Raw genomic sequence first — 25,210 nt, 5'->3', positions numbered from 1 at the left:
GAATTTGTAAAAAATATGTTTGATAAACTATAAATTGAGGAGGGCTTTTATGCCACAAAATCAACAAGGTAATGAAAACTTAGGCGCTAATATGAACCAAAAAACTACAGGAACCGATCCACAGAAAGTAAAGCAAGAAATTCAAAGAGATGTTAGTCAAGGCGAAGGAGCAATGACTTCACGAGAAGCAGGGGCAATGCGCGATTAAAAAACCACTTTATGTGGTTTTTTATTTTTTTGTTTTTAAATTTAAACAAATCAATAAGTTAATAAGAAAAAATTTTATATGCGTTAATGGATTAAAGCTTTTTCACTTTTATTTATTATAGCTATTTTTATATTAGTTAATAGTTTCAATTAACCAGTAGGTCATGCTGCACAAAAGATTGTGAAAAATTATACTTAAACTAAATGGCAGGATAGTTTAAGTGAAGAAATTCACAAATAAGTTTTAAACGTAATGGTTTTCTATACGTTTGTATGCAAGATGATCGTTTAAAAGAATAATACCTAATGTTGAAAGGGCTTCTGTAATTACAAGCCTAGTCAATTGGAGGTATTAAGTCATTAACAAACTTTCACTTCAACATTTAGTTTCAACATATCTATTATCGTATATCGCTTTTAACACGAAATAGTAATCGATTTAATTGTAGTCAAAATACTTGTTGTAATGGAAACTCCAATAACAGTAAGGATAGAATAAAGAATTCTAATATCGTTTAAGAAATATATTCCACAAGTAATAATTGCAGTATCAATAACTAAGATAACAATTCCAAAATTTAGGGAAAATGTTTTTGAGAAAAAGAATGCAATAAGATCAATTCCTCCTGGACAGGTATCTTCTTGTAACATTAGACCAATACCAGAACCAATTATCAGCCCGCCTAGAAATGCACTTAAAATGATAGGTAGATGAACTGCGTTTTCAAGCGGAATAAATATATCTATCATTACTGATGTGAAAACTAATCCAATCAAACTGTTAAAGAAGTAAATGCGGTTTTTGATAAGAGTAAATAAATAGATAGGAATATTTAAACAAAAAACTATAACCCCTAATTTTACCCCCAAAATGTAATTTAATATAAGGCTTATTCCTATAATCCCACCATTTAAAAGGTGGAGAGGAACAATAAAAGCATTAATTCCAATTCCAATTAGTATACTTCCTAGTAAAATTTTTATGATTTTATGTTTCATGTTTACCTCCACTTTTTTAAATTTCTATGAATTAAACAAGTTATTTATACTTATCCATTTTTAATGTTTGTAAAGAAGAAGGTAAGTTTATTGAAAACAAAACCAATAGTAAATCAAACAAGGAAAATTAAATGCTATAGGATTACATTAAATCGTAAAGAATTGGTAAAAATGTGTTAAAAGTATTAAAGTTTGTGAAATATTCACTTCATTTCAGTATGAAACCACTTTTAAACTTTAAATTCTAAACTATATTTTTCGAAAGGAAATTTTACATGACTTTTATTTTTCATTCACTAATTTTAATTTTGGCAGGTATCTTATTACTAAGAATATCAGGGAGAAAATCAATTTCGCAAATGACCCTAGCACAAACAATTGTGATGATTTCAATTGGAACAATCATTGTAGCTCCAATTGTAGGTAAGGATATGGTTAAGACTATTTCAGCTGCTGCTATTTTTGTATTCACTGTAATTATTTTAGAGTTTTTACAATTAAAATCAAATGCTATTGAGAAATTCATTACTGGAAAATCTATTATCGTAATTGATAACGGTGTGTTAAACATAAAAAATTTAAAAAAGTTACGTTTAACTGTCGATCAACTTGAAATGCGCATTCGAAACGAAGGAATTTCAAGAATTGAAGATATAAAAATTGCAACTATCGAACCAAATGGTTTACTAGGTTATGAATTAAAGAATGATGTAAAGCCTTTAACCATTGGAGAATTTAGTAAAATGATGGAGTCTTTTGGATTTAAAATGAACATGAATGATAATGAGAATTCGTCAACGATATTTAATGAAATTAAAAAGAAAACTCAAAAGAATCCTAACTATTTAAAATAATGGTAGTTTAAAGGAACAATTAATTTTGATGTATAAAAAGTAGAAAGAGCCTTTCACTGATGGTTTTGTTATTTCCATTGTGATAGGCTTTTTTTAGTTAATTGGTGGATAAACAAGTTAATTCATATAATTATTGGGTTTGTTTTATCTAGGTTATTAAAGCGCACTTGAGATAGATATATTATAAAATTACATGACTTGTAGTTCTTTTCGAATCAGAATTTAATATAAATTATTGAAGAAATAAATTTATTTTAATTAAATCTAGATTCTATATTAACTGGTCAATTTTAAATCATTTGATTCCTAGAAGGAGGCTAAAGATGATGAATATAAACGAGTTATGTAATAAATTTGGCGAAATTGCTGGTGGCAAACATCATCTTGAAAATGGAGTTTGTTCTGTTACATTTCATAGAAATCTTAATGTATCAATATTAGGGAGATCTTCAAAATCTGATCATACAACAGGTGCATCAATCTCTTTTCAAAGTATTGATGAAAAAGGATATTCCCTCAATCTTGGAGAATTTGCTTTAACAGAAGAAGAAGTTTATCCATTTACCAAATCATTACAGGACCAAGGGATATTAGTTAGTGCGTTACATAATCACTGGCTGTTTATTAAACCAAATATTATGTATGCTCATTTTATGTCAGTTGAAAACCCTTTAGATTTTGCAAGGAAAGTAAGAATTGCCTTTAATCATCTTGTCCGATAGTCTAGAAAGGTTATGTAAAAGCTCTTTTTTTAGCTTTTACATAACCTTTCTAGATTTTGGAAAAAGTATCTTTAAATCCAAGATGGAGGAAAGGTGAATATAATGCTTAACTATAAAAAAGTAAATAGTTCAGTAAGAAATAACCAGATTCCATTTCAAGGTGACCTGACTCGGACTTTAAGTAAAGATATAAATGAAAATATTAATAGAATTAAATCAGATTTAGGAGATAGTTCTGATCTCATCATTAGACAGGGAACTATTGGAAGAAATATAGATCATTCTTATGCAATTATTCGTATTGATGGAATATCAAATGAAGAAGTTGTAAATGAGGGTATTATTGAGAAAATTGTTTGCCTAAATTTTAATAGCATTCGTACAAATACTAAAATTTCGTTAGTGGATTTGGAAAATGGATTAAAAGGTATAATTGCTGTATCAAGTTTGAAATCATTATCAAGTTATACCAATCTTTTAACAGCGCTTCTTCTTGGAGATACAATTATATTATTGAATCAAGACTGTAATTTTTTAGTTGCTTGTACAAAAATGGTTCAATCGAGAGATATAACTGAGCCTTCGACACAAACAATTATACGGGGGCCAAAAGATAGTTTTATCGAAAGTTTAAGAACAAATACGTCTCTAATTCGTAATCGTATTCAACATGCGGCATTACGATTAGAAACATTTAAAGTAGGAGAAGTTACGAGAACTGATGTGGAAATTATGTATATCCAAGGTATTGTCGATCAGGAACTTTTAAAAGAAGTGAAAAAAAGAATCACTTCTATAAATGTCGATGCCATTATTGATTCCAGTTATATAGAGAAGTATATACATAATGATCAAAAAACTTTTTTCCCAACCTCAATATTTACGGAACGACCTGATGCTGCAGTTGGTAATTTATTAGAAGGTCGAATAATTATTTTAATTGCTGGAAGTCCATTTGTAATGATTATACCAGCAACATTTAACCAATTTTTTCAATCTCCAGAAGATTATTATCAAAGTACTTATGTATCGACTTTTATAAGAATGCTTCGCTATCTTTGCTTCTTATTAACTATGTTTGTCCCTGGTGTTTTTGTGGCGGTTAATTCATTTCATCAAGGGATTATTCCAACAGTGTTATTAGTAACTTTTGCTGCTCAGCGTGAAGGCGTACCTTTACCACTAATTGTAGAAGCTATAATAATGGAAATAGTATTTGAGTTATTACGGGAAGCTGGTGTTCGAATGCCACGATTAATTGGACAGACACTCTCAATAGTTGGCGCTTTAATATTAGGACAAGCAGCCGTTCAAGCTGGATTTATATCAAACTCTATGATCATAATTGTTGCGATTACTGCAATATCTAGTTTTGCTATACCGTATTACAATATGGGGATTGTAGCAAGAATTTTTCGATATGCAATATTATTGGCTGGAGCATATATAGGTTTGTTAGGAGTTTTTATAGTGGGCGTGTGTACTTTGATTCATTTATGTAGTCTTCGAACGTTTAGTGAACCATACTTTGCTCCTTTTGCACCATTTCGTTTTAAAAGCCAACGAGATACTATTTTAGTTCTGCCTCCAGGAGGAAATCCGAATCCTGTTAAAGAACAAAGTAAAGGTGAATAAATACATTTGGTTTCAGATTTATTTATTTTTGAGTGTCAAACTTCAACTGAGGAGAGAGTTAATGGAACATGAATTGTTAGAAGTTTCAAATAGGATAATAGGAGAATTTTTAATATTACTTTTATTTGGTGTTTTATCTTGGTTGATTGCAAATAAATATAATAAACCATATACTATTTTACTTGTAATTTTTGGTTTAATTATCGGTTTTATAAATATTGACTTTTTAGATAAAATTGCCGATCTATTTACAAATAGTGAGACTTTTTCATTAATCGTTCTTAGTCTTTTTTTGCCATCGCTTCTCGGAGAGGCTTCAATGAAGTTTGAATATAAAGAAATTAAAAAATTTAAAAATGAAATATTAAGTTTAGCTCTTTTATGTACTTTTTTAACATTTGTACTTGTTGCAATTGGATTAATCTATATTTGCAGGTTACCAGTAGTAGTATCCTTTACGATTGCTTCACTAATGTGTGCAACTGATCCAATTTCAGTTATGGGGATGTTTAAAATTTACAATGTAAAAAAAAGTATTGCGGCTAGTTTAGAAGGCGAAAGCTTATTTAACGATGGTATAGCAGTAGTATTTTTTAAAATATCTACTGTATTCCTATTAAGTTATATCAATATGGGCTTATCAGGTATTGGAGCAGGTATATTATTATTTTTTAAGGTTGTCCTAATTGGAGCAGTTATAGGGTTAAGCTTAGGCTTCTTAGCTTCTTACATGATTAGTTTCGTAGACAATTATCCCTTAGAAACATTGGTGTCCTTCTTACTTTTTTATGGAAGTTATATAATTTCAGAGCATTTTCATGGAAGTGGTGTAATCGCAGTTGTAGTTGGAGGCATAGTATTTGGGAATTATGGAAAGAAAATCGGAATGAGCAAAGTAACAGAGGATTACATATCAAGTTTTTGGGACATCGTTTCATTTGTAGGAAATACGATTTTATTTCTTCTGATTGGTTTAGTAGTTTATCGATTAGATGTTCTTGATAATTGGAAAGTTTCTTTATTAACGATAATTATTGTATTAATAGCAAGAACAATTGCTGTGAATATTAGTCTTTTAAAGATTAAAACTTTTACAAATAACGAAAAGTTCCTGATTAATTGGGGGGGATTAAAAGGTGCATTGTCAATTGCGCTGGCGCTAACTTTACCCGTTGATTTTCCGTATCGAGAAAATATTTTGTTAATTGTATATGCAAATGTAGTGTTCTCATTGTTGATTCAAGGTTTGAGTATCCCAAAAATAATAGTGTATTTAAAAAATAAAGAACAATATAGAGCGTAATGGAGAATTGCTATCTTTATGTAACTTATGTATCTTACAAGATGTTATCAATTGTTAAATAAATATAGTTCATAGTTATACATGTAATACTAGAGCTTGATTATCATGTAATACATATTATCTGAAGTTGATTGGTGATTTGAGAGTAGAGTTGAAAGAAAATATTAGATGCAATCCTATGTGCTGAAAATAAAAAACAAGCAATTTTGCTTGTTTTTTATTTTGTTATTAGTCCAATCCATTGATGTCAGGTCGCCACTCTTTTTCTACTAAATCGCCGTTTTTCCAAGTTTGTATCCAACTATCAGTATAATTGATGCCTAATGAAATATCAGCTTGGTTATCTAAATCTACGTCATGACAGGCAAAATAATAATTCATTGCTTTATCTTTTTCTGTGCCAACATAGATGATATCTTCTTTTTTAAAACCTTTTCCAAAGACTAAGTATATAATTTCCATATAGCACCTCTTTTTAATTTGTCTTCAAATATGGTAACCTTATAGAGTTTATTCAAACATCTTTATTATTATCAATATTCATAATATAATCATCTTTATAAGTATAAGATGATATACTACAAGAAATACATATTTTTTTAGGTGGAGTCTGTCAAAACAAGGGGATATTATGCCTTGATGACAGGCTTTTTTTGTCTATAGACGAAAATTGATATTAATTGGAATGAGGTACTGAAATGATTAAATTTTTAAGAAATCTCGTACTGAAATTTTTTTTAAAACTTAATTCAAGTCCAACATTTTTGGGAATATCTAACCACCAACTTGATATAGATACAATGACGTATCGATTTTTTGGGGCAGTGTGGAAATTTCAAAATGGATATCGCTATATTATCGGGTATTGGTTTGCAGAAAGTAAAGAAGAGTTAATGAACATTATAGAAACAGGGCATGGGAAAAAACTTATAAAACAAAATGAACAGATCAATGAAGTCTATTTTACTATCCGTGAAAAACAAGAGTTAGAACTTTGGCAGAAACGCATTAAGTTATCTAATAAAGTGGTGAATCAAGCATATTGGAGAAGAAAAAAAACTGGCTGGTATCTAATTAAATCAAATAAAAACTTCCCTTGTTTGATAACATGCTTTCAAAAAACAAATAAAGACATATGGATTAAACACATTGCTATTTGTGAGTTTGATTATGATCTTAAAAGAATAATTAATTTAATAAATTTAGAAAATGGAATACAGTTAAATCCTGAAGAGATAAAATAACATACATCCTTTTGCATCAAAGATTAGTAGACATTATCAAATTTGTCCAATCTATTAATTTTAAATTTTGGTAATCAGTTGTAAAGGGTTGAATAAAGAAAAATATTTACTTAAGTTTCGGGGGGAAAGAAATGGAACATTTTGAACATGCCTATAATTGGAGGTATTATGCAACTATAATAATTTTCTTAATTGCTTATGCTTTTATTATAAGTGAAAAGCTCAATAGAGCTTTAGTTGCATTATTAGGTGCAGGACTAATGGTTGGAATTGGGGTAGTTGATTTACATTTTGCATTAACAACTCATATTGAATGGGAAACTATTACACTTTTAATTGGAATGATGATTATTGTATATATTACAAGTAAATCTGGGTTATTTGAATACATAGCAATTAAGACAGCTAAAATCTCAAAAGGAAAACCCATACTTATACTAATTTCATTGTCGTTACTAACAGCAATCTGTTCAGCATTTCTTGATAATGTAACTACGATATTATTAATTGTTCCAATTACAATATCCATAACAAAAATTTTAAAGATTGATCCAAGACCATTTTTAATTCTTGAGGTTATTTATTCAAATATTGGTGGGACAGCTACCTTAATTGGTGATCCACCTAATATTATGATTGGTTCAGCCAATAAACATTTATCGTTTAATTCTTTTTTGATAAATTTAGCGCCTATTATTTGTATTATTATCCTGGCAACAACAATCATTATTTATTTTATTTACCGAAAAAAGTTGGTAACCACATCAGACCAAATTAAAACATTGATGTCAATTAATGAAACAGACTATATAAAAGATAAATCTTTATTAATAAAATCACTGGTTGTACTAGGAATTACTTTATTGGGGTTTATACTTCACTCTATTTTACATTTAGATGCAGCACTTGTAGCAATGTTAGGTGCAACAATACTAATGATTATTGGTGTGAAGGAACATGATTTAGAGGATGTTTTTGCAAATATAGAATGGGTGACTATTTTTTTCTTTGCTGGTCTATTTGTACTTGTAGGTGGATTAGTAGATATTGGTTTAATTGGTTCTTTAGCAAAAAAAGTCTTAGAATTAACAAATGGAAATATTCAAGTAGCTGCACCTTTAATATTGTGGGTATCAGGAATAGCTTCGGCTACAATCGATAACATACCTTTTGTTGCAACTATGATACCTTTAATACAAGACTTATCAGTAGGAATGGGTCTTGCACCAGATGCTCCGCAAATTGAAGTGTTATGGTGGTCACTTGCACTAGGAGCTTGTCTTGGAGGGAATGGAACATTAATAGGTGCTTCTGCCAATGTAGTAGCTGCTGGAATTGCATCAAGAGAAGGGCACAAATTTGGTTATTGGGACTTCTTGAAGATAGGACTTCCAATTATGTTATTTTCGCTTCTATTATCTAACTTATATATATATGTAAAATTTCTAATGTAAATAAACTTTATTGTGGTTAAGAAGAATTTGTTTGAGAAGGATTAATAAGATGATCATTCTTATTATTTAGAATGGTCATCTTTCAATGAAAGGAGAAATCAACGTTGAAAAAACAATTTGCAGTATTTGGTTTAGGAAGATTTGGAGGAAGCTTAGTTAAAGCTTTTTCAGAATTAGGTGTCGATGTGTTGGCTGTTGATTTAGATTTAGAAAAGGTTAATGAGTATTCAGAGTATGCTACCCATGTTGTACAAGCTAATGGGATTGACGAAATAACTTTAAAAACATTAGGCATACGTAATTTTGATCATGTTTTTGTTTCGTTTGGAAACAACGTAGAAGGCAGTATACTAACATCACTCTTATTAAAAGAATTAGGTATTCCACAAGTTTGGGCGAAAGCACAAAATGATTACCACCAAAGAGTTTTAGAAAAAATCGGTGTAGATCGTGTGATTCACCCCGAGAGGGATATGGCGAAACGAATTGCACGTCATATAGTCACCGACAAGATGGTTGATTATTTTGAGTTATCCCAAAACCATAGCATTGTAGAGATTCGTGCAACGGAAAAAATACATAATAAAACACTAGTCGAATTAGATGTCCGAGCTAAGTACGGATGTAATATAGTCGGATTACAGCGAAACGACGAAATGATTGTTTCCTCATTAAGAGATTATAAAATTCATAAAGACGATATATTAATAGTCATTGGGCACAATGATGATATTAAAAGGTTTGAGGAAGAAGGCGTATAAAAATGAAAAAAAAGGCTATTTCGCCTTACCAATTACTAATATTAGTGTTTGGTTGCTTTGTTACTTTAGGAACTATATTACTCAAGTTACCTTTCGCAACTACTACGTCAATTAGTTGGATCGATGCTCTTTTTACAGCTACCTCGGCAAGCACAGTTACTGGATTAGGAGTTGTGGATACAGAAAAAACGTTTACTCTTTTTGGAGAACTAGTGATAACTTTCCTAATTCAATTTGGTGGATTAGGAATCATGTCTTTTGCGATATTGGTTTTTATTATGTTAGGAAAAAAATTGGGTTTAAAGAACGAATACTTGTACAACAAGCACTAAATCAAAACTCAATTGGTGGAGTAATAAAATTAGTTAAGAACTTGTTTATCATATCATTTCTTGTCGAGTTAATTGCGATGATATTTTTATCAATTAGATGGGTTCCTGAATTTGGTTTTTGGAAAGGAATCTATCTAAGTTTTTTCCATGCTATTTCTGCTTATAATAACGCGGGTTTTTCGTTATGGTCTGATAGTTTAATGAGGTATGTAGGAGACCCACTTGTAAATATCGTCATTTCTTTATTATTTATTATAGGTGGAATTGGATTTACGGTGTTAGCTGATATATGGCAAAAGAAAAGCTTTAAAAAGTTAAGTTTACATTCTAAAATTATGATTGTTGGGACATTAATTCTAAATTTTATTGCCATGTTCTTTATTTTTACGTTAGAGTACAATAATCCAAATACACTTGGGGGGCTTCATTCTCTGTCGGACAAGTTATGGGCTTCATATTTCCAAGCAACAAGTCCAAGAACAGCAGGTTTTAATTCATTAGATATTAGTCAACTTGATCATTCTACGATTTTCTTAATGATTATTCTAATGTTTGTTGGAGCTGGAAGTGGTTCAACTGGTGGGGGAATAAAGTTAACTACCTTTATGGTAATCATCTTAGGTGTCATTTCATTTTTAAAAGGAAGACGAGAGATTGAAATTGCAAATCGTTCAATAAGTGAAAATTTTATCTTCCGTTCATTAGCAATTTCCACAATTGCACTGATCTTTATCAGTATAGCTGTATTTATACTAAGCATAACGGAAAAGGCAGATTTTATTAAAATATTGTTTGAGGTAATTTCTGCATTTGGTACAGTTGGCTTATCGATGGGAATTACAGCTAGTTTATCAGTCATTGGTAAAATAATAATTGTTTTTATTATGTTTTTAGGGAAAATTGGTCCCCTAACACTTGCGCTGTCATTAGCGAAACCTGTGAATTCAAGAATTAAATATCCTAATGAAGATATATTAACTGGTTAATAGAAAAAAATTTTTTTCAATTAATAAAAATATTGTAGATTAAACTTGGAAGAGCCTGTCATCAATGTGCAAAATTGTTCATTGTGATAGGCTATTTTTAATTCACTATCGCCTTGTATTTCCTCCACCTCGTACAATCGTAATGCTGTTTCAAATACCTCTTTATCTGTATAAATAAAATTCTTCTTATCAACAGATTCGAAATAAAAAATATCTTTTGATGATAAAATGTGAATCTGTCCATTTACTGTACCAAGTATCTTTTGTTCCAGTGTACGGAGAGACGAAACAATTTATTTCATTTTTTATTTTGGTTTTCATTTAGATCGTTATTAAATCATTTTCTTTATTTTTGACGATGAAATGTAAATCAGTTCTTTTAATACACGGTAAAAAAATTGAATTTTATAAATAGTTTTACTTTTTTATAATAATTGTAATTTTCAGGTTATTATAATAAAATAATTTTATGTAATAGTGGAGAGTTTTTTCTACACGATTTGGCATATATTTTCTTGAAGAAAATGTTATCAATTAATAGTTTTTTCTACTTCATCGTAAAACGGAGGAATGTCAATGGATAAGCAAGTACTTATATCGATTTCTATTTATTTTATTTTTATGTTAGCTATTGGTGCATACGCTTATAAAAAGTCTACTAATAGTTTATCTGAGTATATGCTCGGAGACCGTGGTCTTGGACCAGCAGTTACTGCACTTTCAGCTGGTGCAGCTGATATGAGTGGCTGGATGTTGATGGGATTACCTGGAGCAATGTATGCGACTGGAATTTCTTCTGTATGGATCGCCATTGGTTTAACAATTGGTGCATATTTAAATTATTTACTATTAGCTCCCAGATTACGAATTTTTACAGAGGTTGCAGACAATTCGATTACTATCCCAAACTACTTTGAAAAGAGATTCCAAGATACAAGTAGAATATTAAGAATCGCTTCAGCAATTGTTATTATTATTTTCTTTACATTGTATTGCTCAGCTGGTCTTGTATCTGGAGGTACATTATTTGAATCTGCATTCGGAATTGACTATAAAATTGGGCTATTTGTAACGGCAGGAGTTGTAATTGCTTATACATTATTCGGTGGCTTCTTGGCTGTTAGTTTAACAGATTTTGTTCAAGGTTTAATTATGTTTATTGCACTTATTATGGTTCCTTTAGTGGCGTTTACAAATATAGGTGGTGTAAAGCCTGTGTTTGATGAGATTCAACATATTGATCCTAAGTTATTAAATATCTTCACTGGAACTTCATTCATAGGAATTGTTTCATTACTTGCTTGGGGATTAGGGTATTTTGGACAACCTCATATTATTGTACGATTTATGGCAATATCAACTGTAAAGGAATTAAAACCAGCTCGTCGAATCGGGATGAGTTGGATGCTTTTCACAATCGTAGGTGCGACACTAACAGGACTTGTAGGAATCGCTTATATATCTGTTAATAATTTGACGTTAAAAGATCCTGAAACAATCTTTATTTTTTTCGCGAATACGTTATTTCATCCTTTAATTACAGGCTTCTTGTTATCAGCCATTTTGGCAGCTATTATGAGCACGATTTCTTCACAACTTTTAGTAACATCAAGTGCATTAACTGAGGATTTATATCGTATTTTTGGTAAAAAAGATGCTACGGAGAAAGAGCTTGTACGTGTAGGACGTTTAGCTGTTTTAATCGTTGCAATTGTATCACTTCTATTGTCATTAAAACCAAGTGACACGATTCTAAATCTTGTAGGTAATGCTTGGGCAGGCTTTGGAGCTGCATTTGGTCCAGCAATTTTATTAAGTTTATTTTGGAAACGAATGACTCGTTGGGGAGCACTTGCGGGTATGATTGTAGGAGCTTTCACGGTAATTGTTTGGATAAGTGTTGATGTTATTAAACAAACGATTAATTTATACGAAATGGTACCAGGATTCTTTTTTAGCTTAGTAGCCGTTATCATTGTTAGTTTGCTAACTTCAAATCAAAGTCAGAAAATAGAAGATCAATTTGAAGAAATGGAAAAAAGACTAGCTTAAAAGATTGATTTCTAGTTAAAATATTGGTTCTTAACGGAAGTAAAACAAAAAGCCAACTCCTTATAACTAAAGGGTTTGGCTTTTATTTTTTCTTGGGGTATACAGACTTTTATACAACTATATTTATGGGATAAAGAGATATCTACTTCATATCTATTCTCTTATTTTTGATAAAATCCTGCATAAAAAACGGGAGAATTTTTAGCCAACTGCTTGAGCAAACTGGGTCTATCATAAGGTTTAAAGGAATATCAATTTAGAGAAACATATAGCAGGTTAGTTGCATAAGGAAAGGATTTTTCGACTCATAAATCGAATAAATAATTAAATAAAATCACTGAAGTTTTCAATTGAAATCCACTTAATAGTAGTTTATTTATAAAATGTTCATTGAGGAGTGACCATCATTGAAAAATAAAAAATTAAGAATTGGATGGATTATCCCAAATGTATTTTGTTATTTAATGTTTATTTGTTTTTCAACTTTTATAATTCGAAACGCTGAAGGATTAAAAGAAATAAATAGATTTTCGATTTGGGTTATAGCAATGCTTGCTCTTCTATTAGTTTCTATTTTCGGTAGTTTTCGAATTTGGAAATGGATAAAAGAATGCAAATTGTAAGTAGTTATTAATCAATAATTTTATGTTTGTAATTGAACTAACGAGCGCGTTAGTTGAAGATCATGAAAGGCTGTTTTGCAGCCTTTTTATTGTGCAATTTACCAATTTAGTTTGAAAAGAAATGAAAGTTTATATGGTATATTAATTAAGAATACATCCACCTGGGGGAGAAGTTTTGGCTAAGAAATATAGATACATAACGATTGGATTTATAATAGTTTCATTACCAGTTCTAATTTGGATTTCATACCATATTTATATGACTTTCTTTGCACCACCTACTTTAAGTTATATTCCAAAAGGTAAATTTATCTCACAAAGTAAGTCGCCAAATCAAGAATATACTATAAAAGCGTACGTATCGAGTGGGGGAGCAACAACAGACTATGCTATTAGGGGAGAATTAATTTTTAACAAGAAAGACATTAAACCTAAAAACATTTACTGGAATTACCATGAAGAAAAAGCAAATATAAAATGGATAAAGAATGATACCGTGATAATAAATGGTCATAAATTAATTGTTCCAAATCAAACTTATGATTTTCGTAAGGAGTAAAACACTGTTCAACTAACGAGCGCATTAGTTCAAGAATAAAAGCAACCTAATTGGGCGTTTTTTATTGTGTGCATCGTATTATTGTTGAAGAAGGAACACTAAAATTAAACGTTGAATTATATTTAAAGTAAACGGAACTATAGGAAGTGAAAATCTTATGCATGAGAATTTAAAAAGTTTTATGAACGATCCGTGGTGGTTTATTCCAAAAAAAATGTCAGAATTTCTAAATGAAGAATTAACGAAAGAACTATCACCAAAACACATTCTATACGGAAAAGAAGCTATAGCAGTCGCTAGAAGAGAAGATAATGATGATGCTGTTTATTGGATAAATGAATTAAACAAATATGCATTAGTCCATTTGACATATTCGAAAGAAAATTCAGCGGATTTCCCTAAAACTCAGTTAGTTACTTTAGATGAATTAGAAGAATACTGTAAAAAAGTTTCAAAGGAATATGAGGAATAATCTATTTGAAAATCTAAGCAACTAACGAAAGCTTTAGTTAAAAATAATCAAGAGTCACATTTGTGACTCTTATTTTTTGCATTCAATAGGTTATTTGAAGAAAAATTTCTTCTATAATATAGTTACATATTATATATAGAGGTGAAAGAATGAATTATTTCGGCACTGTATTACAATTTGGATTGGTTAAAAGCACTAATCAGAATAACTCTCTAATAACTTTAACAATTCCCGATATTATTTTAAATTTTTTACTCAAATGCCAATCTGAATTGAATATAAGTATAGATGTACTCACACAATTTGAATTAGAAGAAATACGTTACTTTTATAATGAAGAAGTAGAAGAATTAAGGGATTTTGCTAATACTGTTTTAAAATCATTTGAAATTAAAAATATAAATGAAACAATTGATGCATATATAGATAGGTGTAATTTAACTGAGATTGATATTTCAAAAGATGACGTAAGTGAGGTGTTTCAGTATCTTGTTCATCTATGTGATATAGCATTAAAAGGAAAAAAAATATTATATTTATTAGTTGGATTTGACGATACAAATTTCATAGAAGGATAACACCTTCTTATTGAACTAACTGCCGCAAGAGTTGAACAACGTGATCGACGATTTGTCGGTCTCTTTTTATTGAACAAAATGGCAGATTAGTCGCATAAGGAATGAATATGATGAGAATTTTATTTTGAATTTGAAGGTTATTTTTAATCAAAAGATAAATAGACTTTTAAGTAGAATTTAATAGATAATCAATGTTGGAGCTTCAAAAAATTTGCTTGAGTACCTTGAGTTTCATCATATTAAATATAAAATAGTTAAATTATAAGTGAGGTAAATAATTTATGGAATATCCAATCATGGAACCACCATTTGAAATAAAATCTTTTAGGGAATTAAGTGCTAAAGAATCGAAGGCACTTTTAAATTGGTTTGAGAGTCAAATACCTGTACGTCTAGATTTATTACAAAAAGCAATAAAACATACGACCGATGATTCAACTGATTTTCTAGATTTTAGTCCCTTATCATTGATACCCTTGTGGCGTTGGTTCTTAGACCAAATTGAAATTAAGGAAAAGACACAAGAAGAAATCATGATCGAGAAATTGAATATTCCTGAACAACTTCGAAACATAATTGAAATAGAGACGCAAGAATTAAGTGTTGGAACACAAATTCTTGCGATGGATATTGCAATTTACACTGCTGAGGTATTAATAAGAAGTAATTCAGAAATAAAATGGGGAAGAATTAGAAGACCCAAGACTTCAATAGATGTAAATCGTCCTGTTCTAATTAGTAATTCGTCTAAGGTGGTAATAAACCCGACTAATCAAATTAGCAATCTGACAGAGCGAATGGTTGAAATTGGAAATACTAACGAAGCAATACTTAAAGAAAAATATGAATCATGGGTTTATTTTTTCAGTAATAACCATTTAAAAGAATATTGAATAACTTTTATTAAATTTTAAAAATGTTGATTATTGCATAAGAAAAAGGCATTTAATTCTAAATAAAAACAAGCTGAAAGACCGCAATAATTACTTGCGGTTTATTTTAATTTTTAATTGAATATGATATATCATTTTTTATGATTTAAATAGTAATCTTATTATATTTTAATCACTGCAGATGCATCTAAATTTCTTTTGTTGATTTCTTTATTGAACAAAATAGGAGACTCTCCGACTGTAATTGAAATCCCTGCCCAATTTGTCCTTTTTTATTACCGTTTTATCAAATTTCTCCTTAAAGGCACTCTTTGGAAGCAGATCACTGGCATTCTGATAAGTTGAAATAACTTTTTCCTTATGCAACTAACGAGAGCGTTAATTATATAAAGAAAAACAAGACCACTATTTTGTGGTCTTTTCATTGCTTAAAATTACATTTAAATTTAATAATGCTAATTATAAAATAGTATATATATTTTTGAAAATAGGTCTATTAAATCATTGAATCTTTAAAGCAAAGTTTTAAACTAATTATAATATTACCGCAATTATAATTTCTTTCATTTCAGTTCTTTAAAATATTTAGAGGTGATACTAATTGGTCAAAAAAATGCTTAAAAAACTCTTCATAGCTTTACTTTCAACGATTTGTTTTTCATTTATTTACGCCTGTTTTTCTTATGACCCACACACACCAGAAGATACATATCATTTTGGTTTTATTGAACTTTTTTCGTTAGCAATTATTTATTCAGGAGTCATTTACTTTGTTGTTGGTATCCTTTTGTCTTATGGAGTAGATAAATGTCATCAACTACAACACTATCGTTCAAAACTCACTTCGTATTTCGCAAAAGTAGGAATGTATTCAATTGCTGGGATGTTTGTGACATTTCCATTATTTTTATATGAAACACTAAGTTTGCATCTGAGCAATCTGAGCATTCTAGATAATATTCGTTGGTTGATTTTCATGTTATTATACGGCTCATACGCTTCAAATGTGTTTTACCATATTGAACTTTTCATTAATGCGATTGGTAAAAGGATAAGGAATCAAACAATAAGCGATTTAGAAATGAAGTAAATAAAAGAATCGGGGTTTGATTATCAAGTTTTAACCGTTTTAATGAACTTAGTACGATATAGGTAGCAGCTTATACAACTACTATAGAAGAAAGTTAAAAACTAACTTCCATTCATTGTGGTGAATTATTGATTCATGGTTGGCTACCGCCTGCATCAGTTAAACAACGAGTCGACTGTTTAGTCGATTTTTTTATTACGCTAAATAGATCTACATGAAGAAAACTAAAGGATTATAACGCTTACTATTGAATATAATGACTAACAAATATTACCTATCCAAAACGAATATATCAATTTATATTGGAGGTCCCTCTTGGTAAAAAGAAATCTACTGTTTTTGGTATTCGGGTTACTTTTCGTATTAATTGGATGCAGTAAGGAACATCCTAAAATGACTTCTAGTCAGGAAGATCAAACGACGATACTTGAAAATTGGAAAGGACCGACTGATTCAGGTGTCACTTCCAGGGATCTTGGACTCTGCGGAAAGTCCGACATTGCAAAAAAGTTGAATCTACCTGGATTCATTGGCGTTAATTTTACCGATGAACATCTAACTTATCGTTCAACTGAAGAAGTTGTTGAATATTCTCCAGAACGGATGGTAGATACAGGGTATAAACTAGGGAATTTGTCGCTTTTGATAAAAAAAGGCTCAGTCGATGAAGTTTATGTAGGAGTGCTGAATCATAAGAATCAACTAATAACAGTAGTTGTCTATAAAATGGGAGCTTGTAGTTAAATAAAAACTTTACAAAATTTACTTATACAATTAACGCTTGCTTTAGTTACATAACACTTTGGAGCCGATGATCGGCTCTGTTTTACTTTTTGGCAGTTTAAATGTATAAGAAAGAAGGATTACTTCTTAGATATATCTAATAAACCTATTAATCAAGTTATAACTTACTCAAAACTGAAGGGAGTCATATGTGAACAAAAAAATTAGTTTAACCTCATTAGTGCTTGTTATAACACTGATTTTGGTATGGCAGACGTATAATAAGTTACATCCAAAAAAGTCAGTAGAAGTAGTTAAGGAAAATTTTGAACCAGTTGGAAAATTACCTGGTGTAAAAACTACCTATGATCTTTCATTAAAAATGAATAAAGATGAGACATTTAATGTTCAAGCTTTCATAGACATTACAAATACTTCAATGGACAATATAAATTCACTTGAATTATATTTCATGCCTAATATGTTCACAAAAGAAAATTCTCCTGGGTTAGAGCATCCTTCTAAACTACTTATTAACAGTATTAATGTAGATAATAGTCCCTCTACCTATAAGCTTTTTAAAGATAAACTAACAATCCCATTAAAGAAAAATCTAGAAACAAACAAAAAAATAAGATTATCAATTTCTTATTCATTTTCTTTACCTGAAGAAGGATTTCGATTTACGAAACAAGGAGAAAATTTTTATTTAGCACAGTGGTATCCAATGGTACCGACCTATATTGAAGAAAAAGGTTGGAATAAAAATAATTATCAATTTAAAGGAGAATCTTATCATACAACATTTAGTAATTTTAAAATTAAGTATGAAATTCCTAAGGATTACACTATTGTAACAACAAGTGAAAACGATGAGTTTCCGAGCAAGAACAATAATACGCTTTCAGTGAAAGACGTGAAAGAAATATTTATTGGCATTTTAAAGCGTCCAAGCGTAATTACAAAAAAAGTGGATAATGTTCAAGTTAGACTTTTTAACTTTGAGGAAAGTATTCAACAAGAAGCATTGGAGTCTGCTGCTAAATCACTTAAATATTTTCAATCAACCGTAGGACCTTATCCATTTAAGCAACTCGATATTATAGCAAGTGATGCTGGAATGGAATACCCAGGAATTGTTACAGTTGATTCAAATGGTAGAAGTAACAATGTAATAATTATGACTGTACATGAAATTGCTCATCAATGGTTTTATGGTGTTATCAGTAATGATCCATTTTATGATGCTTGGATTGATGAAGGACTTGCATCGTTAACAACGAATTTGTTTCTAGCTGGGAAAGATGAAATTCCGAATTATAAACTTCCAGTCAAATTAGAACCAAAGCCATCGAATTTACCAATTGATCAATATACACAAAATGAATATAGTAGTTATATTTACGGACAATCTTCGCACGAATTATTGAAAATTTTTAACCATTACGGAGGAAGGAAAGTAATGGAGAATTTTTTAAAGAAGTATTATTCCACTTATCAATATAAAGAATTGGACACAAAAGAATTTATACGTTTTTTAAAATACGAACTTGGAATTAAAGAAGATAACTTTTTTGATAGATGGTTGTTGTTAAAATAAAACTTGTTGAACTAACGCGTGCGTTAGTTCAAAAAGAATGGACTAGATTAGTGCAGGAAGGTATTTCAAAAACGAAATTGAATAGTATGTTAAATAGAAGTACTAGCTGAAGTCTAAATGGAACTGATTGAGTAAGGGGGAGCTGATGAGACGATTAAATAAGTTTTTAGTATTGTTTATCTTATTGCTATTCTTGTTAGTGGGTTGTCGCTCTAATCCATTAGGAGGTCAAGCAATCATCGATTGGGTTGACTTCGTGAAATGGGATGGAATAGAGTATAACGGAATCCATTCAGGCATTTTAGCTGATGAGCAATTCATTGGTAAAAAACTAGGAGAAGTACAGTTTGAAGTAGCAGACAATGTCACGAATTCGGGGTACAAGATCAAAAATGGAGATGCTGCATTCCATGAAAAAGGAACAGAAATTTACACGATCGAAGGAAACTCTGATTTAATCGCATTAAAAGATAAAAGTGCAATAAACGGGTATAGCGTTTATTATGCAAGAGATAAAACTGACTATCATTGGCATTTTAAGAATGTACCAATTGAAAAAGTGAATGCGATAGAAATCTATCAAGGTTATGAACCAAATGCGAAAATGATAACAGAGATAAAAGACAGAGAGAAATTGAATGCTTTCCTAAAAATCTTGAAAAACAGTAAAGAAAATCCGAATTTCCAACCCGATACAACAAAAGGTGATCCTACTTATTTTGAAATTATTTTATATACAGGCGAACCAATAGCCTATCAGTATGATATGCAATTTGACGGGGGCACTTATTTCTGGCATCCGTGGGATACATCTATATTGTCAAATAAGATTGGAGAGTTTATACCAAATTAATATTCTTTATTCAACAAACTGGCGCGATAGTCGAAGATCAAGAGCTGCTAATAAGCAGCTTTTTTCATTGAAGCAACTGGCAGGATAGTTCAATATGGAAAGGATTATATGAGGGGGAAATTGAATTAAATAATATGTAGTGTTTAGAGGTAAATGAGGAGGAGCATCTTGTGAGAAGATTATTCTTGTGCATTTGTTTATTAGTTATTGTAGCAAGTTTAATGTCCTGTCAAAAAAAAGAAGACGGAATATCTTTCAAGGAAATCTATACAGATAAAGATATAACTAAAATCGTATACGGTAAAAATGGAAACTTTAAAGAATTAACTGACCTTGAGAATATAAATAATTGGGTTAATAATGTAAGGAAGATTAAGTTTTTTCGTGACGAAAATCAAGAAGACCGTGCCGTTCTTTTACTCTTTGACGACGGATGCTCAGTAAAGGCTTATCATAAAAATAAAGAAATTGGAGACTTTAAACTATTAAAATTAAAAGGCGAATTCTACAAGAGTAATACTGAGCTTGATGAACAAGTAAAAACTTTATGTAAATAGAATTTTAAATTTTCTTATTCAATTAACGAGAGCGTTAGTTCAACAAGAATATGAACGATAAATTAGTCGGTCGTATTTATATTTTTTCCGGTTAATTAAGTGTGATTTTTCATAATTAACCGGAATGAAATCTATAATAAAAAATGAACATATTCTTTTTACAGAATATGTTCATTTTTTATTATAAACAACTAAGTTTGCGAAAGATTACACTTAAACTAAATGGTAGGAATGTTGAATAGGAAAAGGTATAACTTATAGATTGTTGAATATAAATATTTGGATTTATTTTCAACAATGAAGAGTTTTTTTTGAGCGGGAAAATGGAATTATTAATATGTGGAATTTTTAAAATGTTTTTGTATGTGTTAGTTAAAGGTAATATTTAATGGAGGGGTTAAAATGCAATTTGTACTTGAAGAAATAAATATTCCAAATTCTGATTCAGGTCCATATGGGATAGCAGTTTCAAACGATGGAAAAATATGGTTTACCCAGCATAAAGCAAACAAGATTAGCTGTGTTGATCAAGAAGGACAAATTCAAGAATATACTGTTCCCACTCCTGATGCTAAAGTGATGTGTTTAACAGTATCTTCAAAAGGAGATGTTTGGTTTACGGAACATGGAGCCAACAAAATAGGAATGCTCTCTACAAGTGGTGTATTTACAGAATATCCTTTGCCAAATCCAAATTCAGCCCCATTTGGAATTACAGAAGGTCCGAATGGGGATATTTGGTTTACCGAGATGAATGGAAATCGGATAGGTAAATTGACGGAAGATGGGAAGATCCATGAATACGAACTGCCTAACAAAGGTTCATACCCTTCTTTTATTACATTGGGCTCTGATAATTCTCTTTGGTTCACGGAAAACCAGAACAATGCTATTGGTAAAATAACCGAATCTGGAGAATTAATGGAATTCCCAATTCCTACACCATTGGCAGGACCTGTAGGCATTACAAGAGGGAAAGATGATGCACTTTGGTTTGTGGAAATAATGGGAAATAGGATAGGGAGAATCTCTTATTCTGGCGAGATAATAGAATATGACATCCCTACACCTAATGCACGTCCACATGCTATTGCGGTTGGAGAAGAATGTGATTTATGGTTTACTGAATGGGGTGCAAATAAAATAGGAAGGTTAAGAAGTGACCATTCCATTGTGGAATATACAATAAAAACTCCTAATGCTGAACCCCACGGAATTGTATGCGACAGGGATGGAGCCGTTTGGTTCGTGTTAGAATGTAACAAAATCGGAAAATTAACTTTAATAAAATAAAAGGAAAGTAGTTAGCTTATTTAATATGTACTATAGCTAAATCAAATATTTGTTTAACGATATTCTTATGTATTTAACATTCTCTTGTTGAACTAACGAGCGCGTTAGTTGTATAACATGATCGACTGTATAGTTGATTTTTTTTGTGCTAATTAGAGTTTTCTAGAATAAGATTAAAGGTTTTTCAGGTGAATTATTGAATAAGAAATAGGGATACTATTTCCATTTTTATCGGAGTAGACAATTAAATACAATTACTGATTACATATTTAAGGAGTGATAGTGTGAGAGGGAAGTACTTGCCTATCTTTATCACATTATTTACATTAATGATTTTATGAAATTGACAAGAACAATAAAAAAGGTCTCTATTTATATTTAATTTTCTATGTATTCTTTTGAAAATGCTAAATATGAAAATTTAAATGTGTTTTAACGGATTATTAGTTTTTTTCTGAAACTTTTTTAATGACTATTGAAATAATAAACAATTATATTAGACTAGTATGTAAAAGACTTATAAGGTACTCTTACTAAGAGTAAGTTTGCTTATTTCATAAAAGGATTTTTGTATTTCTTTTTCTTTTATTTCAACAAAGAACTATCACATGAAAGTAGGTAGACGAATGAATGCAAATTTGTTCGATAACATTATGAAAAAAATGCAAGAGAACAATTGGAATAGAACAGACTTAGCAAAGCACTCAGGTTTACATTTAAGTGATATTAGCCGGATTTTTAATCACAAGCAATCACTTTCTTTACAAAATTTAGATACTATTACGAAATCTCTTGGACTTGATGAAGGATTCTTCTATTCTTTTTATTTAGAAGAATGTTTTAATGAGAGTCGTTATTTAGATAAAAGAAAAAGTGAACAATTTTTATATAATTGTGCAGATAAAGGTTTTGAAGGTCTGCTGCTTTCTTTTTTTGATTTAATTTTGGAAGAACGATCTAAGCCAATCAGGAATAAAAGTCTGTCATCTATTTTTATGGTTGCAGAGAAACTATTTACTGAAGGAAAAGAAAGAGAATCTTTACCTCTTTATGAGGTGATTATTGAGAACATGCCTGATAAATTTTCAGAGGAAGTAGCAATTAGCTATTTTAGACGTTTTTATATTGTTAGGTTTACGGAAGAAGGGCAGTATGCACTCGGGCAAGTTTTAGAGCATATTGCATATATGCCTAAAAAAATTCAGCTTCAAGCTTATATGTGGATAACAGCAACATTCTATATTCGTAGGGAATGGAAGAAAACGTTATATTATGCACAAAGATTAGAAAAATTGGCAGAAGAAGATGAGTATTACGGGAGGGCACTTCTGTATCAAAGCTTTGCATTAAGGTGTTTAGGTGGATCACTTGAAGAAGTTTTAAGCCTAATTGATCGATATGCTCAAGTAAATGAGTATTTTGCTGAAATTGCGATTGGAAATCGGTTAGTTACTTATATTGATTTTGGTCAATTAGATTATGTAGATGAGTATTTTAATTGGTTAAAAGATAGAAACGATATTTTTGCTGGATTACCACGAGTATTAGAGGCATTTGTTAAGTTGTCCCGATTAGAAGATGCTAAACAATTAATAACAAAATATCAACATATAATTAACGAAATGGCTAAAAGTAATGTCTCTTCTTATAAGCAGCAAATGTACTTACGTTTTCGATATGCCTATGCTTTATATTTATTTGAGTGTAATCGTATTTCTGAAGGTCTGGATGAAGTGTTAAATGTTGCTTTTAATTCGAAAAAAATTGGTATAATAGAAAGATTTAAACAGTGCCTACTCATTTATTGGAAGCATAGGGAACATGTTACTAGTAAACATGAGGAAATATATCTAAAATTATTGGACACTGACCAAATGAGTAAAGTTCCTTAAGTCGATGTTGCGTAAAGACAGAAATTTATTAACGTAAAATAGAAATAAAAAGGTAAGAACAATCGTTCTTACCTTTTTATTTTGGAAATAATATATTTTTAAAATTTAAAACTTGAGCGTTTTCTTAAAACTTAAAAAGTTATTAAATGTAGATAAATTAATAGTAAAGTTATCTGAATTTAGAAAGAGGCGATAAATCATCAAGTATTAATCGAAAGAAGCTTGTTTTCAAACTGATAAAATTATTATTTTAGTCTATCGTTCTACTTAGAAAAATAACGATATAAGTAAATTGACAGAAGGTGAGTAGAATGAATAATGTATTTTTCTAAAAAATAATCAATACATGCAGGAGAAAAAGTGGAATAAATCAGATTTAGCTAAAAATTTTGGTACTCAAATTCAGTGATATAAGTCGAAAAATGAATCATAAGCAGTCGCTATCATTGAAACATTTGAATTTGATTACAGAAGCGTTTGGTTTTGTGGAAAACTCATTGTATCCGTATTACATAGAAGAGTGTTTCAAGGACGACCAGCTATTAGAAACGTAGAAGTGAACAGTTTTTGTATAAATGTATTGATATAGAATACTATCGACCATTTAAAGACCTTTTATTTTTGATATTACACGAAAAGAACAATACAATTCGATCAAAGAATTTATCTATCATTTTTTCAGTTGCTAAAAGCTCATTTATGAGGGGAAAGATGAAAAAGCACGAACTTTAAACGACTTTAATTAAAAATGAATTGGATCATACTTCAGAGCAATTGGCAATTAGTTATTTTAGAAAATTTAATTTCGAAAGATTAAAAGATAATAGTCTTCTGAATTTAACGTCATTAATAGATCATCTCGCGTACATGCCAATGAGCATTAGAAAAGAAGTGTATTTATAGATTATTGCTTAAAACTACTCAAGTGAAAATTGGGAAGAAGTTCTTTATTACGCTAAAAGAATAGAAAGTAATGTTCATGAAGGTGAGTATCTGGGAGAACCAATATGTATAAAAGTTTTGCGCTCACTCGACTTGGCGCATCAATGCATGAAGTATTGTCTCTTATCAAACTATATTCTTGAATAAATAAATATTTTGCTGACTTACCAGTTGGAAACTTTGTTGCACTGTTGGATTTAAAGAAAATTGGAATGTGTATGATTATCTAATTTGTCTCGAAAAACGAGAGGATATCTATATAGGTTAGCAAAAGTATTGGAGACTATTGTTAAACTTCATAGATTAGAAGATGCAAAGCAGATCATTGAAAGATTTCCAAATCTAATCATTAATTTGAAAATAAGTAAAAAATCTTGGTTAAAACAAAAGATGAATCTAAATTTTCGCTATGCATTTGCTCTAACTATGTAAGAAAATCATTTCAAGAAGGATAGAACGAACGGTTAGAAGTAGCATACTTAGCAAATCGAATTCGGAATGTTGAACGATTATAAAAATGTCTGCTATTGTACGAGAACTATAGAGATATTTCGACAGTGGAACAGGAAGAAAAAGATATAGAATT

General features: G+C 30.2%; 24 protein-coding genes and 1 pseudogene. 22 read left to right on the top strand and 3 right to left on the bottom strand.

Going from position 1 to position 25,210, the window contains the following annotated elements:
- The first annotated feature begins 49 nt into the window (after positions 1 to 49).
- Complete coding sequence (locus B7R67_RS22295) at positions 50 to 208, top strand: hypothetical protein (protein WP_167374906.1); 159 nt, start codon at positions 50 to 52, stop codon at positions 206 to 208.
- 416 nt (positions 209 to 624) lie between these two features.
- Here the strand turns inward: B7R67_RS22295 and B7R67_RS05175 are convergent, their stop codons facing one another.
- Positions 625 to 1,206, bottom strand: a complete 582-nt coding sequence (locus B7R67_RS05175; RefSeq protein WP_088068197.1) for a YitT family protein — start codon at positions 1,204 to 1,206, stop codon at positions 625 to 627.
- Positions 1,207 to 1,481: 275 nt separating this feature from the next.
- On the opposite strand from B7R67_RS05175, the gene B7R67_RS05170 reads away from it, so the two are divergent.
- The 4 genes from B7R67_RS05170 to B7R67_RS05155 all read left to right on the top strand — a co-directional run bounded on the left by B7R67_RS05170 (position 1,482) and on the right by B7R67_RS05155 (position 5,720).
- Entirely contained in the window at positions 1,482 to 2,060 is a 579-nt protein-coding gene (locus B7R67_RS05170) for a DUF421 domain-containing protein (protein WP_088068195.1), read from the top strand.
- A gap of 323 nt (positions 2,061 to 2,383) precedes the next feature.
- On the top strand, positions 2,384 to 2,782 hold the full coding sequence (locus B7R67_RS05165; protein WP_088068193.1) for a DUF1259 domain-containing protein: 399 nt from the start codon (positions 2,384 to 2,386) through the stop codon (positions 2,780 to 2,782).
- Positions 2,783 to 2,884: 102 nt separating this feature from the next.
- Entirely contained in the window at positions 2,885 to 4,417 is a 1,533-nt protein-coding gene (locus B7R67_RS05160; protein WP_088068191.1) for a spore germination protein, read from the top strand.
- A gap of 61 nt (positions 4,418 to 4,478) precedes the next feature.
- Complete coding sequence (locus B7R67_RS05155; protein ID WP_088068189.1) at positions 4,479 to 5,720, top strand: cation:proton antiporter; 1,242 nt, start codon at positions 4,479 to 4,481, stop codon at positions 5,718 to 5,720.
- A 228-nt stretch (positions 5,721 to 5,948) separates the two neighbouring features.
- Here B7R67_RS05155 and B7R67_RS05150 read toward each other — a convergent pair whose 3' ends face one another.
- Positions 5,949 to 6,182, bottom strand: coding sequence for a hypothetical protein (locus B7R67_RS05150; RefSeq protein ID WP_088068187.1), 234 nt, complete (start codon positions 6,180 to 6,182; stop codon positions 5,949 to 5,951).
- A 236-nt stretch (positions 6,183 to 6,418) separates the two neighbouring features.
- Here B7R67_RS05150 and B7R67_RS05145 point away from each other — a divergent pair, with 236 nt between their 5' ends.
- The 4 genes and pseudogenes from B7R67_RS05145 to B7R67_RS05130 all read left to right on the top strand — a co-directional run bounded on the left by B7R67_RS05145 (position 6,419) and on the right by B7R67_RS05130 (position 10,497).
- The gene (locus B7R67_RS05145; RefSeq protein ID WP_088068185.1) at positions 6,419 to 6,964 is read left to right on the top strand and encodes a hypothetical protein; all 546 of its coding nucleotides are present in this window, start codon (positions 6,419 to 6,421) and stop codon (positions 6,962 to 6,964) included.
- A 131-nt stretch (positions 6,965 to 7,095) separates the two neighbouring features.
- Positions 7,096 to 8,418, top strand: a complete 1,323-nt coding sequence (locus B7R67_RS05140) for an ArsB/NhaD family transporter (protein WP_088068183.1) — start codon at positions 7,096 to 7,098, stop codon at positions 8,416 to 8,418.
- A gap of 104 nt (positions 8,419 to 8,522) precedes the next feature.
- The gene (locus B7R67_RS05135) at positions 8,523 to 9,179 is read left to right on the top strand and encodes a potassium channel family protein (protein ID WP_088068181.1); all 657 of its coding nucleotides are present in this window, start codon (positions 8,523 to 8,525) and stop codon (positions 9,177 to 9,179) included.
- A pseudogene (locus B7R67_RS05130) lies at positions 9,176 to 10,497 on the top strand (TrkH family potassium uptake protein). Before B7R67_RS05135 ends, B7R67_RS05130 begins: the two are co-directional and overlap by 4 nt.
- A 20-nt stretch (positions 10,498 to 10,517) precedes the next feature.
- Here the strand turns inward: B7R67_RS05130 and B7R67_RS22820 are convergent.
- A complete protein-coding gene (locus B7R67_RS22820) occupies positions 10,518 to 10,727 on the bottom strand; it encodes a LytTR family transcriptional regulator DNA-binding domain-containing protein (protein WP_407920378.1) in 210 nt (69 codons plus the stop codon).
- 346 nt (positions 10,728 to 11,073) lie between these two features.
- Here B7R67_RS22820 and putP point away from each other — a divergent pair, with 346 nt between their 5' ends.
- The 13 genes from putP to B7R67_RS05065 all read left to right on the top strand — a co-directional run bounded on the left by putP (position 11,074) and on the right by B7R67_RS05065 (position 23,682).
- Positions 11,074 to 12,549 (top strand): sodium/proline symporter PutP, encoded by a 1,476-nt coding sequence (gene putP / locus B7R67_RS05125; RefSeq protein WP_088068179.1) that lies wholly within the window; start codon positions 11,074 to 11,076, stop codon positions 12,547 to 12,549.
- 407 nt (positions 12,550 to 12,956) lie between these two features.
- Positions 12,957 to 13,172, top strand: a complete 216-nt coding sequence (locus B7R67_RS05120; RefSeq protein WP_088068177.1) for a hypothetical protein — start codon at positions 12,957 to 12,959, stop codon at positions 13,170 to 13,172.
- A 175-nt stretch (positions 13,173 to 13,347) separates the two neighbouring features.
- Entirely contained in the window at positions 13,348 to 13,731 is a 384-nt protein-coding gene (locus B7R67_RS05115; protein WP_088068176.1) for a DUF5412 family protein, read from the top strand.
- Between the two features lie 157 nt (positions 13,732 to 13,888).
- Positions 13,889 to 14,203 (top strand): hypothetical protein, encoded by a 315-nt coding sequence (locus tag B7R67_RS05110; protein ID WP_235822096.1) that lies wholly within the window; start codon positions 13,889 to 13,891, stop codon positions 14,201 to 14,203.
- 149 nt (positions 14,204 to 14,352) lie between these two features.
- Positions 14,353 to 14,781 (top strand): hypothetical protein, encoded by a 429-nt coding sequence (locus B7R67_RS05105; protein ID WP_088068174.1) that lies wholly within the window; start codon positions 14,353 to 14,355, stop codon positions 14,779 to 14,781.
- A gap of 281 nt (positions 14,782 to 15,062) precedes the next feature.
- Positions 15,063 to 15,674, top strand: a complete 612-nt coding sequence (locus B7R67_RS05100) for a hypothetical protein (RefSeq protein ID WP_088068172.1) — start codon at positions 15,063 to 15,065, stop codon at positions 15,672 to 15,674.
- Positions 15,675 to 16,275: 601 nt separating this feature from the next.
- Positions 16,276 to 16,764 (top strand): hypothetical protein, encoded by a 489-nt coding sequence (locus tag B7R67_RS05095; RefSeq protein WP_088068170.1) that lies wholly within the window; start codon positions 16,276 to 16,278, stop codon positions 16,762 to 16,764.
- Positions 16,765 to 17,079: 315 nt separating this feature from the next.
- A complete protein-coding gene (locus B7R67_RS05090) occupies positions 17,080 to 17,508 on the top strand; it encodes a hypothetical protein (RefSeq protein ID WP_088068169.1) in 429 nt (142 codons plus the stop codon).
- A gap of 190 nt (positions 17,509 to 17,698) precedes the next feature.
- Complete coding sequence (locus B7R67_RS05085; protein WP_088068167.1) at positions 17,699 to 19,087, top strand: M1 family metallopeptidase; 1,389 nt, start codon at positions 17,699 to 17,701, stop codon at positions 19,085 to 19,087.
- A gap of 145 nt (positions 19,088 to 19,232) precedes the next feature.
- A complete protein-coding gene (locus tag B7R67_RS05080; RefSeq protein ID WP_088068165.1) occupies positions 19,233 to 19,940 on the top strand; it encodes a hypothetical protein in 708 nt (235 codons plus the stop codon).
- Between the two features lie 170 nt (positions 19,941 to 20,110).
- Positions 20,111 to 20,497 (top strand): hypothetical protein, encoded by a 387-nt coding sequence (locus B7R67_RS05075; protein ID WP_088068163.1) that lies wholly within the window; start codon positions 20,111 to 20,113, stop codon positions 20,495 to 20,497.
- A 402-nt stretch (positions 20,498 to 20,899) separates the two neighbouring features.
- Positions 20,900 to 21,790 carry a Vgb family protein gene (locus B7R67_RS05070; protein ID WP_088068161.1) on the top strand — a complete coding sequence of 297 codons (891 nt, stop codon included), beginning with the start codon at positions 20,900 to 20,902 and terminating at the stop codon, positions 21,788 to 21,790.
- Positions 21,791 to 22,416: 626 nt separating this feature from the next.
- Positions 22,417 to 23,682 carry a helix-turn-helix domain-containing protein gene (locus tag B7R67_RS05065; RefSeq protein WP_158095033.1) on the top strand — a complete coding sequence of 422 codons (1,266 nt, stop codon included), beginning with the start codon at positions 22,417 to 22,419 and terminating at the stop codon, positions 23,680 to 23,682.
- The last annotated feature ends 1,528 nt before the right edge of the window (positions 23,683 to 25,210 follow it).

Origin of the sequence: Gottfriedia luciferensis (assembly GCF_002156865.1) — a bacterium.
Classification (GTDB): Bacteria; Bacillota; Bacilli; order Bacillales; family Bacillaceae_G; genus Gottfriedia; species Gottfriedia luciferensis.
The sequence above is the reverse complement of the archived record's forward strand: the minus strand, read 5'-3'. Positions and strand labels throughout refer to the sequence as shown.

What these genes read in the sequence shown, in the direction of transcription:
- B7R67_RS05065 (WP_158095033.1), top strand. Translation starts at nt 22,417, where the DNA reads ATGAATGCAAATTTGTTCGATAACATTATGAAAAAAATGCAAGAGAAC.
- B7R67_RS05110 (WP_235822096.1), top strand. Translation starts at nt 13,889, where the DNA reads ATGCATGAGAATTTAAAAAGTTTTATGAACGATCCGTGGTGGTTTATT.
- B7R67_RS05155 (WP_088068189.1), top strand. Translation starts at nt 4,479, where the DNA reads ATGGAACATGAATTGTTAGAAGTTTCAAATAGGATAATAGGAGAATTT.
- B7R67_RS05105 (WP_088068174.1), top strand. Translation starts at nt 14,353, where the DNA reads ATGAATTATTTCGGCACTGTATTACAATTTGGATTGGTTAAAAGCACT.
- B7R67_RS22295 (WP_167374906.1), top strand. Translation starts at nt 50, where the DNA reads ATGCCACAAAATCAACAAGGTAATGAAAACTTAGGCGCTAATATGAAC.
- B7R67_RS05165 (WP_088068193.1), top strand. Translation starts at nt 2,384, where the DNA reads ATGATGAATATAAACGAGTTATGTAATAAATTTGGCGAAATTGCTGGT.
- putP (WP_088068179.1), top strand. Translation starts at nt 11,074, where the DNA reads ATGGATAAGCAAGTACTTATATCGATTTCTATTTATTTTATTTTTATG.
- B7R67_RS05080 (WP_088068165.1), top strand. Translation starts at nt 19,233, where the DNA reads ATGAGACGATTAAATAAGTTTTTAGTATTGTTTATCTTATTGCTATTC.
- B7R67_RS05100 (WP_088068172.1), top strand. Translation starts at nt 15,063, where the DNA reads ATGGAATATCCAATCATGGAACCACCATTTGAAATAAAATCTTTTAGG.
- B7R67_RS05170 (WP_088068195.1), top strand. Translation starts at nt 1,482, where the DNA reads ATGACTTTTATTTTTCATTCACTAATTTTAATTTTGGCAGGTATCTTA.
- B7R67_RS05150 (WP_088068187.1), bottom strand. Translation starts at nt 6,182, where the DNA reads ATGGAAATTATATACTTAGTCTTTGGAAAAGGTTTTAAAAAAGAAGAT.
- B7R67_RS05070 (WP_088068161.1), top strand. Translation starts at nt 20,900, where the DNA reads ATGCAATTTGTACTTGAAGAAATAAATATTCCAAATTCTGATTCAGGT.
- B7R67_RS05140 (WP_088068183.1), top strand. Translation starts at nt 7,096, where the DNA reads ATGGAACATTTTGAACATGCCTATAATTGGAGGTATTATGCAACTATA.
- B7R67_RS05175 (WP_088068197.1), bottom strand. Translation starts at nt 1,206, where the DNA reads ATGAAACATAAAATCATAAAAATTTTACTAGGAAGTATACTAATTGGA.
- B7R67_RS05145 (WP_088068185.1), top strand. Translation starts at nt 6,419, where the DNA reads ATGATTAAATTTTTAAGAAATCTCGTACTGAAATTTTTTTTAAAACTT.
- B7R67_RS05160 (WP_088068191.1), top strand. Translation starts at nt 2,885, where the DNA reads ATGCTTAACTATAAAAAAGTAAATAGTTCAGTAAGAAATAACCAGATT.